We start from the raw sequence: 15,338 nt of genomic DNA on the forward strand, positions 1-15,338 counted from the left end.
TCTCTGGATGTCGTCTTCTGAGTTCAAGGGCTCGTCGCGACGGGCTTGTCCTGCCGTTCGCGCCAAGTTCGGTAGAGCGCGAGGCGCTTGGCGAGCGCTGCGCTCGGGGGCGGCGCGCTGATCGAGCCGGCGCCCGCGCCCTGGATTTCGCGCCAGAAGTGGCACGCCACCTGCCGACCGTCCGGCGCCGCTTCGAGGGCCGGATGCTGCTCCTTGCACAGCGCGCGGGCATGCGGGCAGCGGGTATGGAAGCGACAGCCCGAGGGAGGGGCGGCCGGGCTCGGCACGTCGCCCTGGAGCAGCGCCTTCGGCTGGCGGTTCGTCGGGCTCGGGATCGGGATCGCCGCGAGCAGCGCCTGGGTGTAGGGGTGCAGCGGGTTTTCGAAGAGGGCGTCCGTCTCGGACAGCTCCACGATCTCGCCGAGATACATCACAGCGACCCGGTCGCTCATGTGGCGGATGACGGCGAGGTCATGCGCCACGATGACGAGGGTCAGGCCGAAGCGGTCCTTCAGGTCTTCGAGCAGGTTGATGATCTGCGCCTGGATCGACACGTCGAGGGCCGAGACGGGCTCGTCGCCGACGATCAGCTTGGGATCCCCGGCCAGCGCCCGGGCGATGCCGATGCGTTGGCGCTGCCCGCCCGAAAACTCGTGCGGGTAGCGGTCCGCATGGGTCGGCAGCAGGCCGACCGTGCGCATGAGGTCCGCGACGCGCTCGCGCTTCTCGCGCCCGCCCGCCAGGTTGTGCAGCCAGATGGGCTCGGCGATGATGTCGCCCACGTTCATACGCGGGTTGAGAGACGCGAACGGGTCCTGGAAGATGATCTGCAATTCGCGCCGCAGCTTGCGCAGCTCGCCCTTGCCGAGCTTCACGATCGAGCGGCCCTCGTAGCGCACGTCGCCCTCGGTCGCCTCGATCAGGCGCAGGAGGAGACGTCCCAGGGTGGACTTTCCGCAGCCGGATTCTCCCACGACGGCGAAGGTCTCGCCGCGGCGGATCGCCAAGGACACGCCGTCCACGGCACGCACGATCGTCGGCTTCGACAGAAGGCCGCCGCCGCCGAAATGCTTCTTCAGGCCGACACCCTCGAGAACGATGTCGTCAGCGGGCATCACGCTCATAGGGCGGCTCCACGGTGGATTTCGAGAGGGGCGTACCAGCAGCGTGCCTTGTGGCCGGGCTTGATCTCGGTGAGCGGCGGCGGATCATTGGCGCAGTGGCTGTCGGAGAAGGGGCAGCGCGGGGTGAAGCGGCAGCCCTTGGGCATCAGTTCGGCCGGCGGAACGGTGCCCCTGATCGTCGCCAGGCGTCCCTGGCGCTTGCCAAGCGACGGAACCGAACCCATGAGGCCGATGGTATAGGGATGCTGCGGGTCCTCGAAGATCGCCTCGACGGGGCCGCTCTCGACCACGCGGCCCGCATACATCACGGCCACCTCGTCGGCGACCTCCGCCACCACGCCGAGATCGTGGGTGATGAGGATCATGGCCGTGCCGGTCTCCTCCTGCAGGCGGCGGATGAGCATGAGGATCTGGGCCTGGATCGTCACGTCGAGGGCGGTGGTCGGCTCGTCGGCGATCAGGAGCTGCGGATCGTTGGCGAGCGCCATGGCGATCATCACGCGCTGGCGCATGCCGCCCGACATCTCATGCGGATAGGCGCGCAGGCGCTTTTCCGGCGCCGGAATGCGCACCTTCTTGAGCATGTCGAGCGCCCGTTCCCAGGCCTCGGCCTTGGACACCTTGCGGTGGCGGACGATTCCTTCCGCGATCTGGTCACCGATGGTGAAGGCCGGGTTGAGCGAGGTCATCGGCTCCTGGAAGATCATCGCCATGCGGTCGCCGCGCAGATCGGCCCGCTCGCGCTCGGTGAGCGTCAGCAGATCCTGTCCGTCGAACCGGGCCGAGCCGGCGACGATCCGGGCTGGCGGCGTGGGCAGGAGGCCCATGAGGGCCAGCGACGTCACGCTCTTGCCGCAGCCGGATTCCCCAACGATGCAGAGGGTCTTGCCTTTGCGCACGGAGAAGGACACGTCGTCGACGACGTTCACGCCTTTGGGTGCGCCGTCGAAGCGGACGGAAAGCCCCTGGACGTCGAGCAGCGGCGGCTCCGCGGCCAGCCCGACCGTGCCCGGCTCGTGAATGTGCGTCCTCGATTGCTGCGTTGCCTCAAGTCCCATGGAGACGTTGATCCTCGGTGTTTTCAGATGTTGCTTGTTGGGGATCCTTGCCGTCGGGCAGGGGGCTCGTCATGACTTTCAACAGCCCGTCGCGCACCAGTTCGAGGTGCTCGCGCATGGCCTGTTCCGCCGCATGGGCCTCGCGCTGGGCAATGGCCGCGATCACGCGCCGGTGCTGGTCCACGTAGACCTGCTGCCGCTCCCCTGAACGGGCTCGCTCGCGTAGAAGGCGCCACGTGGCATCCTGGCGGATCCGGTCGACCATGTCGAAGATCGCCAGCAGGAGCGCATTGCCCGCCACTTCGGCGATGGCGCGATGCAGGGCGCTGTCCCAGAGCTCGCGTCCATCGGCGTCCGACATCGAGGCGGTCTTGTCCGCCAGATGCAGGAGGCGCTCGATGTCGCCGTTCGAAGCGCGCAGGGCCGCGAGCCGGGCAAGCGCCGGCTCGATCTCCAGGCGCACGTCCATGACTTCGAGCGGATTGGTTCGACGGGACAGGTCCTCCACGTTGGACGGCTGCTCCGGCGGACGAGGGCCGAGGAAGGTCCCTTTCCCCTGGTGGCGCCAGATGCGCCCTTCGGCCTCCAGAACCTCGAGAGCCCGCCGCAGGGCGCGCCGGCCGATGCCGATCTGCGCCGCCAGAACCCGCTCCGACGGGAGGCGCTGCTCCTCGTCGAAAGAGCCACCTTCCAGCAGGGCTCGCAGACGCCCGAGGGCGAAGTTCGAGCTATCCGGCAATGGATCGAGGTTGGCCATGGAGATCCGGCTGCGGTTGAACCAATCTTGCTGGCGGTCCGCAGAGGGAGATCGATTGTTTCGTCTCCGAGGGCGTCAGCGAAATAAGGCTAGCCCAAGGCCGAACCAATTTGCAACTGGTTCGGTGCTGGTTCTCTGTTCACAGGATGCCGGTTCATTAGCCAGGAACAGACGATAAGCGGTCTCCGCCCTCTGTCCCGCCTTCGCTATTTGCCTAAAGTTTACGCAACGAAAGTCTAAGGCCCGTGGTGCAATCAATGTCGGGATCGCGGGCTCCAGGCACACCACCTCGGAGGGCGCAAACCAAGTCGCGATGCCAATGTCGCGTCAATGCCGGAAAGCGCGACCTTCAGTGCTCCTGCCTGATCCCGTCGCCGGAATCGAGAAGCGCTCGCAGGCCCTCGCGATAGGTCGGGTAGCGAAGCGCCACGCCGAGTTCAGTCTTGATCCGCGTATTCCGCACGCGTTTGTTGTCCGCATAGAAGGCGCGCGCCATCGGCGTCTGGTCGGCCTCGTCGAAGGGTACTTCCGGGGGAGGTTCGCGGCCGAGCAGTTCGGCCGCATGGGCGATGACGTCCTGGGGCGGGCCCGGCTCGTCGTCCGCGACGTTGTAGACGGCGTTGCGGCTCGGGCGCTCCATGGAGGCCATGAGAACCTGCGCGATATCGGCCGTGTGAATCCGATTGAACACCTGGCCCGGCTTGACGATGCGCTTGGCTGTGCCGTCCGCCACTTTCACCAGGGCGTTGCGGCCGGGGCCGTAGATTCCGGCCAGCCTGAAGATCTGTACGGCGAAGGATGCGCGCTCGCCGAGCGCGAGCCATGCCTGCTCGGCTGCGATGCGCTGACGCGACCGGGCGGTCGCCGGATTGGGCGGCGTCGTTTCGTCGACCCAGTTACCGTCCGCATGGCCGTAGACGCCCACGGTCGACAGGTAACCGATCCAGCGCAGGCTCGGAGCCGACGCGATGGCCTGGGAAAAATGTGCGAGCACCGGATCGGTTTCGCTCGCGGGCGGAATGGAGACGAGCAGTGCATCGGCTCGGGCGATCCGGTCGAGAATGCGCGGGTCATGGTCGGTGCCGTCGAACACGAAGGTGTCTAGGCCCTCCTCCTCCATCGCCTTTGCCTTTTCGGGCGAGCGCACCGTGCCGCTGATTTCCGTGAATCGCGCGCCGTGCAGCTTGAGGAACTGGCGCACCGAATAGCCGAGACCAAAGACGAACAGGTTCATGAGAAATGGATAACCGGTGTAGTGCGGGTTCTCGGGCGGACCCTAGCGCATCGCGCGCGAAAGGCGAGCCGGTTTTTTTCACTCTCGCGACGGGAGCGAATGTCGAAGCTCGACATCCGACCTGCTTCGACATGGGCCCGCCATATCGTCACCGGCCTTGTGCCCGTGATCTCGATCGGAAGAGCGCGACGTTTCAACAAGTCAGGATGGCCGGGACAGGCCCGGCCATGACGTTGCGGGTGTCACCCCCGGCGAGCCGCAGGCGAGGGAAGGGGATCCGAGCTCAAGCGCTGAGCTATGGTTCCCTTCCCGCATCGAGAGGACCGGCACTGACAGCGCAGGTCTCCCCGAATGACGACGGCAAGTATGTTTCACTTGGCCGCGTCTCCCGTTCAACGACTTGATCGAAGCCTGTTCCAGGGTCCATAACGTCTGGCCGAAACAGGCCGGGCTGTCATCGGTTGAGCTCTACCGCTCCCAAAAGCTCCGGCGTGGAGGCGATGCATGGTTCTGACCAACGAGGACGTGGTCGATCTGGTGGCGTTCCGGCGCAAGCTCCACCGCACGCCCGAACTCTCGCGGCAGGAAGCGCAGACCGCGCGGGATGTCCGCGCCTTCCTGGCCGCGACGCGCCCGGACCAGATCATGACGGGCCTCGGTGGATATGGCATCGCGGCCGTCTACGAGGGCAGGCAGCCCGGACCGACGGTCATGGTCCGAGCGGAGCTCGACGGGCTGCCCATCGAGGAAATCTCGGATCTTCCCTATCGCTCGGCGATACCGGGCAAGGCGCATCTCTGCGGCCATGACGGGCATATGGCGATCCTGGCGGGGCTCGCCCGCGCGCTCGGGCGCCAGCGTCCGCAGCGTGGGCGCGCCATCCTGATGTTCCAGCCCGCGGAAGAGGACGGCTCGGGCGCCGCCGCCGTCGTGGCCGATCCGCGCTTTCGCGAGATCAGCCCGGACTTCGCCTTCGCCCTGCACAATCTCCCGGGTTTGCCGTTCGGCAAGGCCGCGCTGGCGGAGGGGCCGGTCAGTTGCGCATCCCGGGGCATGCGCGTCGTCCTGAACGGCAAGACCGCTCACGCATCGATGCCCGAGACCGGGATCTCTCCCGTCCCGGTCGTTGCCGAACTGATGCCGGCGCTGACGGCTTTGGGCCGTGGCGGTCCCATGGACGATGGCTTCTCCATGGTGACGATCACCCACGCGAAGATCGGCGAGCCCGCCTTCGGCGTGGCTCCGGCTCGCGCCGAGATCTGGGCGACCTTGCGCACCTTGACCGATGCCGGGATGGAGGATCTCTGCGTGAGCGCCGAGCATCTGGTCCTGAACGCAGCGCGGGAGAAAGAGCTCAGTGCCGAAATCTCCTATGACGACATCTTCGCGCATTGCGAGAACGCGCCGGAAGCCGTCGCTCATCTCCGCCGCGCCCTCGACGAGGAGAGCGTGCCGTACGACAGGGGCGACTTGCCCATGCGCGCTTCGGAGGATTTCGGCCGTTTCGGCCAGAGGGCGCCGGCCGCCATGTTCTTCCTCGGGGCCGGAGAGAACCATCCGAGCCTGCACAATCCCGATTACGATTTCCCGGACGACCTGATCGGCATCGGCGTCCGCGTGTTCATGCGGACTTTACGGAACCTGCTGGGGTAGCGGCGCGACTGGAGCTGAGCCGCATTGTTTGACGGCGAACCGGGAATGACACCCTCCCACGTCATTACCGGCCTCGTGCCGGTGATCTCGATCGGAAGGGTACGGCGCCTCATAAAAACGGGATGGCCGGCACAAGGCCGGCCATGACGTGGTGGGCGTTCGTTCGGACGACCCCGGAGGGCGACACGAGCCCCTACTGGAGCGGCAATCCGCGAAGTGATGATACGGCCTGCATCACGCCGCGCAGTTCCGCGAGACCTCTCATGCGACCGATGGCGGGGTAGCCGGGATGGGTGGGTTTGCCGACATCGTCGAGAAGCTCGTGCCCGTGGTCCGGCCGCATGGGAATGCGCCAGTGCGTCTCGCCCGCATCCTTCCGGCGCTTCTGCTCTTCGAGCAGCGCCGTGACCAGGGCCACCATGTCCGTGTCGCCGCCGAGATGGTCCGCCTCCATGAAGGAGCCATCCGGGTCCTTGGCAACGTTGCGCAGGTGGGCGAACCAGATGCGGTCCGCGAAGCGCTTCGCGATGGCCGGAACGTCGTTGATGGGATTGGCGCCGAGCGAGCCGCTGCACAGGGTGAGGCCGTTGGCGGGCGCATCGACGGCGTCGAGGATGAAGGCGATGTCGTCCGCGTTGGACACGATGCGGGGCAAACCCATGAGCGGACGCGGCGGATCGTCCGGGTGGATGCACATCCGGATGCCGACTTCTTCCGCCGTCGGGATCACCTCGCGCAGGAACCGGGCGAGGTTTTCGCGCAAGGCCCCGGCGTCGATATCCTTGTAGCGGTCGAGCATGACGCGCAGGCCCGGAACGTCGTAGCGGTCATAGGCCCCCGGAAGGCCCGCCATAATGTTGGTGAGAAGCTTGCGCCGGTCGCTCTCCGACGAACGGACATGCCAGTCCTTCGCGCGCTTTACCACTTCGGGAGAATAATCCGCCTCGGCGCCCGGGCGCTCCAGCATGAAGCAGTCGAAGGCCGCGAATTCATGGATGTTGAAGCGCAGCGCCGTCGCGCCGCCTGGCAGCGGATGGGCGAGTTCCGTGCGGGTCCAGTCGACCACCGGCATGAAATTGTAGCAGATCGTGGTGACGCCGCATTGCGCGAGGTTGCGCATGGACTGCCGGTAATTGTCGAACAGGCTCGTCAGGTCGCCTTCGCCGATCTTGATGCGCTCGTGGATCGGCAGGCTCTCGACCACGCTCCAGCGCAGCCCCAGGGAGGAATCGGCAGCGATGAGCGCCTTGCGCTTCTCGATCTCCTCGACGCTCCAGATGACGCCGTAGGGAATCTGATGCAGCGCGGTGACGATGCCGCTCGCGCCGGTCTGGCGGATATGGGAAAGCTGGACGACGTCCTCGGGTCCGAACCAACGCCAGGTCTGTTCCATGATTACCTCTCAAATAAAGGGCCGAGCCGGGGCTGCGGCGGAAGTTCCGAATTCTTCTCTCTTGGGGATCACGCGCTGAGCACCTCCGGCAATGCATCGGGCTCGGGCTCGAACAGGTCCGGGTGCTTTGCGGCGAGCTCGGGCAGGGAGCGCAGGATCTCGCTCAGGTGCTGATGCATGGCCTGCTCGGCCGCGACGGGATCGGAGGCCTTGATGGCCTCGACGATGTCCGCGTGCTGCGCGACGATGAGATGGCGCGGGGTCGCCTGCTTCACGTCGAGATAGCGCACCCGGTCCATCTGCGGCTTCACGTCCTCGATCATGCGCCAGGCGGCCGGCCGTCCGGCCGCTTCCGCGAGAAGTCGGTGAAACTCCTCGTCGAGAGCCATGAAATCGTCCGACGAGGTGGCGCGCTGGGCCCGGCGCTGCCGGGTCAGGCTGGCGTTCAGTTCGGCCAGGACCACCGGCGGGGCTTTCAGGGCCGCCTCGCGCACGACGGCGCATTCGACCGCCACGCGAATGAAGCGCGCATCCTCGACGGCTGCGCGCGAGATCTTGACCACCTGGGTGCCCCGCTGCGGCAGGACCCGCACGAGCCCGGCCTCGCTCAGCTTGATCAGAGCTTCGCGCACCGGAGAACGGCTCACGCCGAATCGCTGCGCCAGATCCTGCTCGGAAAGCATTTCACCCGGCGCGATCCTCATGCTGACGATGGCCTGGCGAAGGGCGCGGGTGACCTGCCGGGCCATGGGTTCACGGCTGATATCGAGCTTCGCGAGGGCAAGTCTATTGGTCATAAGTGGCACACTACCATACTAGTAGACCGTTGCAAAGGATCGTGGATGGGCTTAAGGTTCGGCCAGTGAGGCGCTCGCAACCGGCCCGGGAAAAAGGGCTCTGGCGAAGCGTCGAGGGAGTACGCCATGTTGATCCACCCGGACCGGCTGTTTCCTGTCGAGCCCGCCGCCCGCGAAGTGGCGCGCAGGCTCTATGCGCAAGTCAGCGACCTGCCCATCGTGTCGCCGCACGGTCATACGGATCCGCGCTGGTTCGCCGAGAACAAGCCCTTCCCCGATCCGGCGACGCTCTTCGTCATTCCAGACCATTACATCTTCCGCATGCTCTACAGTCAGGGCGTGCGGCTGGAGGACCTTGGCATTCCCGCGAAGGACGGCTCTCCCGGCGAGCGCGATCCGCGGGCGATCTGGCGCCGCTTCGCGTCGCATTACCACCTCTTCCGCGGCACTCCCACGCGCCTCTGGCTCGACCATACCTTCTCGACCCTGTTCGGCTTCACGGAGCGACTTTCGGCCGAGAACGCCGATACCTATTACGACCGTATCGACGCGGCCCTGCGCACGCCGGAGTTCCGCCCCCGCGCCCTGTTCGAGCGCTTCCGCATCGAGGCCATCGCCACGACGGAAAGCCCGCTCGATCCGCTGAAACACCACGAGACCATCCGGCAATCCGGCTGGACGGGCAGGGTGGTGACGGCCTATCGGCCCGACCCGGTCGTCGATCCCGAATTCGAAGGCTTCCGGCAGAACCTCGTGCGCTTCGGCGAGATCACCGGATGCGATACCTCGACCTGGAGCGGCTATCTGGACGCGCACCGCACGCGGCGCGCCTTCTTTCGCGGGTATGGCGCGACGTCGACCGATCACGGCCACCCGACCGCGCGCACGGCGGACCTCGCGCAGGCCGACGCGGAGGCCCTGTTCCGCCGGGTCTCGACGGGAGAAGCGACGCCCGAGGATGCGGAGCTGTTCCGCGCTCAGATGCTGACCGAAATGGCCGCGATGAGCGTCGAGGACGGGATGGTGATGCAGCTGCATCCGGGCTCGTTCCGCAACCACAATGATGCGCTCTATCGCCGCTTCGGCCGCGACATGGGCGCCGACATTCCGCTGGCGACCGATTACGTCCGTGCCCTTAAGCCGCTCCTCGACCGCTTCGGCAACGAGCCGAACTTCACCTTCATCCTCTTCACCCTCGACGAGACGAGCTATTCGCGCGAGCTGGCGCCGCTGGCGGGCCATTACCCGGCGTTGAAGCTCGGTCCCGCCTGGTGGTTCTTCGATGCCCCGGAGGGCATGCGCCGCTTCCGCGAGCTCACCACGGAGACGGCGGGCTTCTACAACACGGTCGGCTTCAACGACGACACCCGCGCCTACCTGTCGATCCCGGCCCGGCACGACGTCGCCCGCCGGGTCGACTGCGCCTATCTCGCCAATCTCGTGACGACCCATCGCCTGGATGAGGACGAAGCGCACGAGGTGGCCTACGATCTCGCCTATCGCCTCGCGAAAGAGGCCTACAAGCTGTGACACGGGACATGGCCGGCTCATGATGAGCCATGTCGCACAGAACGGGAGGAAAACATGACGAACCTGATCACCAGGCGGACTTTCGTCGGCGGGGTTGCCGGCGCCGCGGGCGTTGCGACCCTCGGCGGCAAGGCCTTCGCGCAGGCGACCCTGCCCACGAGCCCGGTTACCCTCAACGTCATCGACGTTGCCGGCAATCTGGCTCTGACCCAGAAAGCCATCGAGAACTACCGCAAGGCGAAGCCCAACCTGGTTTCGCGCATCACCTTCACCAAGGCGACGGCGCCGGAACTCGCAGGCAAGATCAAGGCGCAGCAGGATGCGGGCCGGGTCGACATCGACCTTGTGCTCACCGGCACCGATGCGCTATCCGCCGGCATCGAGCAGAAGCTCTGGGTCGACCTGATCCCCGGCCACGCGAATGCCCTGCCGAAGCTCGACGACATCTACCTCGCGCCCGCCGCCAAGATGCAGGGTCTGGCGAAAGGGCAGGGCGTCGTCGTGACCTATTACCCCTCGGGCCCGCTCCTCGAATACATGCCCGACAAGGTCAAGACCGTGCCGACCACGGCGGAGGAACTCCTGGCCTACACCAAGGCCAATCCGGGCCGCTTCCTCTATGCGCGTCCGGCGAATTCCGGCCCCGGCCGCACGTTCATCATGGGCCTGCCCTACATCCTCGGCGACAGCAACCCGCAGGATCCGGCCAAGGGCTGGGACAAGACCTGGGCCTATCTGAAGGAGCTGGGGCAGAACATCGAGTATTATCCGTCCGGCACCGGCGCTGTGATGAAGGAGCTGGGCGAAGGATCGCGCGACATGACCGTGTCGACCACCGGCTGGGACATCAACCCGCGCGTTCTCGGCGTCGTGCCGAAGGAGGCGAAGGTCGCGGCGCTCAAGGGCTTCCACTGGGTGGCGGACGCCCACTACATGTGCGTGCCCAAGGGACTGCCGAACGAGAAGGTCGCGGTCCTCCTCGACCTCATGAGCTTCCTGCTCACCAAGGAGCAGCAGGCCTACACCTACGACGAGGGCTACTTCTATCCGGGCCCGGCCGTGAAGGGCGTGACCCTCGACATGGCGCCTGCGGAAAGCCAGGCCGCCATCAAGGAGTTCGGTCGCCCCGAATACGAGAAGTGGATCGCCGAGAACCCCATCGAACTGCCGCTCCAGCCCGACCAGATGGTCGTCGCCTTCCGCATGTGGGACGAGCAGGTCGGCGGCGGCAAGCGCAAATAAGACGGCGCAGACAAGACGAAGAACAAGGACCCGCGATGACCATTGCCCTTTCCCAGTTCGACGAAGTGCGGCTCGATCATGTGAGCCGGGACTTCGGGGCGCTCAACGCTCTGCGCGACGTTTCCCTCACGATCCGGCGGCGCGAGTTCATCGCGCTGCTCGGGCCTTCGGGTTGCGGGAAATCGACGACGTTGAACTGCATCGCGGGTCTCCTGCCGGTGACCGGCGGGGCGATCTGGCTCGACAAGAGCCGGGTCGACACGCTGCGTCCCGAGGAGCGCGGGTTCGGGATGGTGTTCCAGAACTACGCGCTCTTTCCCCATCTCAACGTGCGCCAGAACATCGGCTTCGGCCTCAAGATGCGCGGCAGGCCCAAGGCGGAGATCGACCGCAAGGTCGACGAGGCCCTGAGCCTCGTGCGTCTCCAGGGCCAGGAGAACAAGCTGCCGGGCCAGCTCTCCGGCGGCCAGCAGCAGCGCGTGGCGATCGCCCGCGCCATCGTCATCGAGCCGCCGCTGGTGCTGATGGATGAGCCCTTGTCGAATCTCGATGCCAAGCTGCGCCTCGAAATGCGCGCGGAGATCCGGCGCATCCACAACGAACTCGGCGCCACGACCATCTACGTCACCCACGACCAGGACGAGGCCCTATCGCTCGCCGATCGCATCGTCGTGCTGCGCGACGGAGTAGTGCGGCAGGTCGGCACCCCGAAGGAGCTTTACGAGGCTCCGTCCCATCTCGACGTGGCCGATTTCATGGGCTTCCGCAACAAGCTGAAAGGCAAAGTGGTCGGAACCGAGGGCGGCCGCGCCATTCTCGACGTGGAAGGCGCGCGGATCAGCGGCGTCGCTCGGGAAACTCTCTCGGCCGGCTCCAGCGCCTATGCGGCCATCCGCCCGGACGATCTCATGGTCGGCGAGGCCGGGCCGAACGCCATTGCGGCCAATGTCGACACCATCGAGTATCGCGGCCGCGAATTCGTCGGAACCGCCCATTCGGCCGGCGGGCTCGATTTCGTGTTCCGCTCCCATCAGCCGGTCGAGCCCGGATCGAACGTGCACCTGCGGGCGGACGACCAGCGGGTTCTCGTCTTCGCGGAGCCGATCCAGGGGAGGCATTGATGGACGCCCTTGCTCCCACGGCCCCGGTCGAGCACGGCCCGAGCCTGCGCCAGCGTCTCGCGGCGCGAGGCTTCGACGCGGTCACCCTGCTCGTCATCCCGGCGGCGATCTTCAGCCTGCTGCTCTTCGTCTATCCCTTCGCGTTCGGGTTCATCCTGTCCTTCGAGCCGAAGGCGGGCGGCGATTGGCTGGCCAATTACAAGCGCTTCTTCTCCGATCCGTTCCTCTACGACACGATCGGCAACACGCTGCGGCTCGCGATTCCCGTCACGCTCCTCAACCTGCTGCTGGCGGTGCCGATCGCCTTCCGCGTGCGCCTGATGCGGCGCCAGCGCCTGCTCACCACGATCCTCGTCCTGCCGATCACCCTGGGAACGGTCCTCGTGGCCGAGGGGCTCTTGAACTATCTCGGCCCGCAGGGCTGGTTCAATCGCACGCTCATGACCTTCGGGCTGATCTCGCAGCCCCTGAAGCTCGTCCACAACTACTGGGGCGTCTTCGCCTCGCTGGTGATCACGGGCTTTCCGTTTACCTTCCTGCTGACGCTCTCCTACGTCACGGGCATCGACCCGGCGCTCGAGCAGGCGGCCGCGACGCTCGGCGCCAGCGCGTGGCAGCGCTTCCGCCACGTCTATCTGCCGCTGCTCATGCCGGGCTTCGCCATCACCTTCTGCCTATCGTTCGTGCAGGCCTTCTCGGTGTTCCCCTCGGCGGTGCTGCTGGGCGAGCCCGCAGGCATCACCCGCGTCATCTCGATTGCCGCGGCGACGGCGGCCTTCGAGGAATACGACTACTCCATGGCCTCGGCCATCGCCATGATCATGGGTTTCGTGCAGCTCGCCATCGTGGTGGCGGTGCTCGCCTCGCGCGGCCTGTTCTACCGTGGCCCCGCTTCCGGCGCGAAAGGGTAAAGCCGATGATCCGCGATACGACACTCGGCTCCAAGCTCTGGGCGGCGGCCATCTGGTTCCTCGTCGGCTTCTTCGTCATCAACCTCTTCGCCATGATCGCCACCGTGGTGACGAGCTCGTTCGCTACCCGGTGGCTCGGCACATGGCTGCCGGTGGGCTTCACCACGCGCTGGTATTCCTCCGCCTGGAGCGAGTTCCAGCTCTGGGACGTGCTGCTCGTGACCTTCCAGGTGATCGCCGCCGTGGTGTTCGTGTCCGGCGCGCTCGGCGTGACGGCCGCATACGCGCTCGCCCGCCGCGAATTCGCGGGAAAGCGGCTTCTCATCCTGCTCTTCCTGCTGCCGCTGATGATCCCGCCGATCACCTTCGGCATCCCGCTGGCGACCGTGCTCTACCAGACCGGTCTGGCAGGTACGTTCTGGGGGGTCGTGGCGGCCAATCTCGTGCCGACCGTTCCCTTCGTGATCCTCGTCATGATCCCGTTCATCGAACAGATCGACCCGAAGATCGAGGCGGCCGCCCGGGTGTTCGGCGCCAACACGTTCAAGCTCTTCATCCACGTGCTTCTGCCGCTGCTCCTGCCCGGCATCCTGGCGGCCCTGCTGCTGGTGCTGGTGCGCACCATCGCCATGTTCGAGCTGACCTTCCTGGTGGCGGGCCCGACGAGCCAGACGCTCGTGGTGGCGCTCTACTACGCGGTCTTCGCCGCGGGCGTGCGCGCCGTTCAGTCCATCGACGCCATGGCGGTGATCTACATGGTGACGACGCTCGTCTGGCTCATCATCGCCCTGCGCTTCGTCAACCCGACGCAGATCGTCACCCGCGCGAAGCAGCAGCCGGCGCATTGAGGGTTTGACTTATATGGCGCTGACAGGCTCTCCTCCCCCTTGTGGGGAGAGGAATACGCTCCTTTCCTTTTCAGGCCGGACCGCGAGGACACTATGTCAGACCGCTTGAACGAAGATTCCCTTGCCGATCTGCCGGATGGTATCCGGCGTCCCGCCTACGACCGGCGGGCGGTGAAGACCGGGATCGTGCATCTCGGGATCGGGGCCTTTCACCGGGCGCATCAGGCGGTCTACACCGACGACGTGCTCGGGCTCGATCCTCAATGGGGCATCGTGGCGGCGAGCCTCCGCAGTCCCGATACCTTCGACGCGCTGGCGCCGCAGGACGGGCTCTATACCCTCTCCGTGCGCTCGCGGGAGGGCGAGGCGCTGCGCATCATCGGGTCCATCCGCCAGGTCATCGTCGCCCCGCGCGCCACGGACGACCTCCTCGATGCGATGGCCGACCCGCGAACGAAGATCGTCACGCTGACGGTCACCGAGAAGGGCTATTGCCACGATCCGGCGACCGGCACCCTGAACGAAGCCCATCCCGATATCGTGCATGACCTCGCATATCTGAAGACGCCGCGTTCCGCGCCGGGCTTCATCGTAGAGGCCCTGCGCCGCCGCCGCCGGGCGGGCGTGCCGCCCTTCACGGTTCTGACCTGCGACAACCTTCCCTCCAACGGGCGCACGGTGAAGCGGGTTCTCACGCGCTTCGCCGAACTGGTCGATCCGGATCTCGGCCGGTTCGTGGCGGACGAGGTGTCCTGCCCCTCGACCATGGTCGACCGGATCGTGCCCGCGACCAGCGACCAGGACCGGCAGCGCATCGGCGAGGCTCTGCACGTGGAAGATGCCTGGCCCGTCGTGACCGAGCCTTTCACCCAATGGGTCATCGAGGACCGCTTCCCCCAGGGGCGGCCGGCCTGGGAGAACGCGGGGGCCGAGTTCGTCGCGGACGTGGAACCCTACGAGCACATGAAGCTCAGGCTGCTCAACGGCAGCCATTCGACGCTCGCCTATCTCGGCTATCTCGCGGGCTACGAGACGGTGGCTGACACCATGGCCGATCCGGCCTTCGTTCGGCTCGTCGAAGGGCTCATGGACGAGGAGGTCACCCCGACGCTCCACATGCCGCCCGGCGCCGACCTCGCCTCCTACAAGCGCGCGCTGGTCGAGCGCTTCAAGAACCCGGCCCTGAAGCACCGCACCTGGCAGATCGCCATGGACGGGTCCCAGAAGCTGCCGCAACGCCTCCTCGGCACGGTGCGCGACCGCCTGCGCGACGGCGGCTCCATCGCGCGCCTGTCCCTCGGGGTGGCGGCCTGGATGCGCTATGTCACGGGCGTCGACGAGAAGGGCTCCGCCATCGACGTCCGCGATCCCATGGCGGCGCGTTTGCGGGAGCTGGCCGACCGGGCAGGGGGCGAAGCCGGGAGCCTGGCGAATGCCCTGTTCGGCATCCGCGAGATCTTCGGCGATGACCTGGCGAACGACCCGCGCTTCACGCAACCCGTGACGGCGCATCTGGCGCGTCTCCATGAGAAGGGCGCCAAGAGGACGGTTGCGGAGCTTGGAGCGGAGTAGGGGCTCGATACGCCGCCATATCATGGCAGTCTGCCGTGTAGGGGCTGAACCCTCTCACGTCATGGCCGGCCTTGTGCCGGCCATCCCGCTTGTGTGAG

The 15,338-nt window shown here is 66.4% G+C and carries 13 protein-coding genes; 7 read left to right on the forward strand and 6 right to left on the reverse strand.

Annotated features, from left to right (window positions below):
- Nucleotides 1-23: 23 nt before the first annotated feature.
- The 4 genes from U0023_RS18735 to U0023_RS18750 all read right to left on the reverse strand — a co-directional run bounded on the left by U0023_RS18735 (nt 24) and on the right by U0023_RS18750 (nt 4,173).
- A complete protein-coding gene (locus tag U0023_RS18735) occupies nt 24-1,124 on the reverse strand; it encodes an ABC transporter ATP-binding protein (protein ID WP_009492534.1) in 1,101 nt (366 codons plus the stop codon).
- Nucleotides 1,121-2,182 carry an ABC transporter ATP-binding protein gene (locus tag U0023_RS18740; protein WP_009492536.1) on the reverse strand — a complete coding sequence of 354 codons (1,062 nt, stop codon included), beginning with the start codon at nt 2,180-2,182 and terminating at the stop codon, nt 1,121-1,123. Before U0023_RS18740 ends, U0023_RS18735 begins: the two co-directional genes overlap by 4 nt.
- Nucleotides 2,172-2,939: a FadR/GntR family transcriptional regulator gene (locus tag U0023_RS18745; protein WP_009492538.1), complete on the reverse strand. Its 768-nt coding sequence runs from the start codon at nt 2,937-2,939 to the stop codon at nt 2,172-2,174. The genes U0023_RS18740 and U0023_RS18745 overlap by 11 nt, the downstream gene beginning before the upstream one ends.
- Nucleotides 2,940-3,288: 349 nt before the next feature.
- Complete coding sequence (locus U0023_RS18750; protein ID WP_009492540.1) at nt 3,289-4,173, reverse strand: SDR family oxidoreductase; 885 nt, start codon at nt 4,171-4,173, stop codon at nt 3,289-3,291.
- 504 nt (nt 4,174-4,677) lie between these two features.
- Here U0023_RS18750 and U0023_RS18755 point away from each other — a divergent pair.
- Nucleotides 4,678-5,826 carry an amidohydrolase gene (locus U0023_RS18755; RefSeq protein ID WP_009492542.1) on the forward strand — a complete coding sequence of 383 codons (1,149 nt, stop codon included), beginning with the start codon at nt 4,678-4,680 and terminating at the stop codon, nt 5,824-5,826.
- Nucleotides 5,827-6,019: 193 nt separating this feature from the next.
- Here U0023_RS18755 and uxuA read toward each other — a convergent pair whose 3' ends face one another.
- Nucleotides 6,020-7,219, reverse strand: coding sequence for a mannonate dehydratase (gene uxuA / locus U0023_RS18760; RefSeq protein WP_009492544.1), 1,200 nt, complete (start codon nt 7,217-7,219; stop codon nt 6,020-6,022).
- 68 nt (nt 7,220-7,287) lie between these two features.
- On the reverse strand, nt 7,288-8,016 hold the full coding sequence (locus U0023_RS18765) for a GntR family transcriptional regulator (RefSeq protein WP_009492546.1): 729 nt from the start codon (nt 8,014-8,016) through the stop codon (nt 7,288-7,290).
- 126 nt (nt 8,017-8,142) lie between these two features.
- Here U0023_RS18765 and uxaC point away from each other — a divergent pair, with 126 nt between their 5' ends.
- The 6 genes from uxaC (at nt 8,143) to U0023_RS18795 (ending at nt 15,240) form a co-directional block, all read left to right on the forward strand.
- A complete protein-coding gene (gene uxaC, locus U0023_RS18770; RefSeq protein ID WP_009492548.1) occupies nt 8,143-9,546 on the forward strand; it encodes a glucuronate isomerase in 1,404 nt (467 codons plus the stop codon).
- Between the two features lie 54 nt (nt 9,547-9,600).
- A complete protein-coding gene (locus tag U0023_RS18775) occupies nt 9,601-10,788 on the forward strand; it encodes an ABC transporter substrate-binding protein (protein ID WP_009492550.1) in 1,188 nt (395 codons plus the stop codon).
- 35 nt (nt 10,789-10,823) lie between these two features.
- A complete protein-coding gene (locus tag U0023_RS18780) occupies nt 10,824-11,909 on the forward strand; it encodes an ABC transporter ATP-binding protein (protein WP_009492552.1) in 1,086 nt (361 codons plus the stop codon).
- Nucleotides 11,909-12,820, forward strand: a complete 912-nt coding sequence (locus U0023_RS18785; protein WP_009492554.1) for an ABC transporter permease — start codon at nt 11,909-11,911, stop codon at nt 12,818-12,820. The genes U0023_RS18780 and U0023_RS18785 overlap by 1 nt, the downstream gene beginning before the upstream one ends.
- Before the next feature lie 5 nt (nt 12,821-12,825).
- Nucleotides 12,826-13,668, forward strand: a complete 843-nt coding sequence (locus U0023_RS18790) for an ABC transporter permease (RefSeq protein ID WP_009492556.1) — start codon at nt 12,826-12,828, stop codon at nt 13,666-13,668.
- Between the two features lie 93 nt (nt 13,669-13,761).
- Nucleotides 13,762-15,240 carry a mannitol dehydrogenase family protein gene (locus U0023_RS18795; protein WP_009492558.1) on the forward strand — a complete coding sequence of 493 codons (1,479 nt, stop codon included), beginning with the start codon at nt 13,762-13,764 and terminating at the stop codon, nt 15,238-15,240.
- Nucleotides 15,241-15,338 lie beyond the last annotated feature (98 nt).

It is taken from the genome of Microvirga lotononidis (assembly GCF_034627025.1).
GTDB lineage: Bacteria > Pseudomonadota > Alphaproteobacteria > Rhizobiales > Beijerinckiaceae > Microvirga > Microvirga lotononidis.

Bases quoted from the DNA above. Each gene is read 5' to 3' on its own strand.
- U0023_RS18735 (WP_009492534.1), bottom strand. From the start codon at position 1,124: ATGAGCGTGATGCCCGCTGACGACATCGTTCTCGAGGGTGTCGGCCTG.
- U0023_RS18740 (WP_009492536.1), bottom strand. From the start codon at position 2,182: ATGGGACTTGAGGCAACGCAGCAATCGAGGACGCACATTCACGAGCCG.
- U0023_RS18745 (WP_009492538.1), bottom strand. From the start codon at position 2,939: ATGGCCAACCTCGATCCATTGCCGGATAGCTCGAACTTCGCCCTCGGG.
- U0023_RS18750 (WP_009492540.1), bottom strand. From the start codon at position 4,173: ATGAACCTGTTCGTCTTTGGTCTCGGCTATTCGGTGCGCCAGTTCCTC.
- U0023_RS18755 (WP_009492542.1), top strand. From the start codon at position 4,678: ATGGTTCTGACCAACGAGGACGTGGTCGATCTGGTGGCGTTCCGGCGC.
- uxuA (WP_009492544.1), bottom strand. From the start codon at position 7,219: ATGGAACAGACCTGGCGTTGGTTCGGACCCGAGGACGTCGTCCAGCTT.
- U0023_RS18765 (WP_009492546.1), bottom strand. From the start codon at position 8,016: ATGACCAATAGACTTGCCCTCGCGAAGCTCGATATCAGCCGTGAACCC.
- uxaC (WP_009492548.1), top strand. From the start codon at position 8,143: ATGTTGATCCACCCGGACCGGCTGTTTCCTGTCGAGCCCGCCGCCCGC.
- U0023_RS18775 (WP_009492550.1), top strand. From the start codon at position 9,601: ATGACGAACCTGATCACCAGGCGGACTTTCGTCGGCGGGGTTGCCGGC.
- U0023_RS18780 (WP_009492552.1), top strand. From the start codon at position 10,824: ATGACCATTGCCCTTTCCCAGTTCGACGAAGTGCGGCTCGATCATGTG.
- U0023_RS18785 (WP_009492554.1), top strand. From the start codon at position 11,909: ATGGACGCCCTTGCTCCCACGGCCCCGGTCGAGCACGGCCCGAGCCTG.
- U0023_RS18790 (WP_009492556.1), top strand. From the start codon at position 12,826: ATGATCCGCGATACGACACTCGGCTCCAAGCTCTGGGCGGCGGCCATC.
- U0023_RS18795 (WP_009492558.1), top strand. From the start codon at position 13,762: ATGTCAGACCGCTTGAACGAAGATTCCCTTGCCGATCTGCCGGATGGT.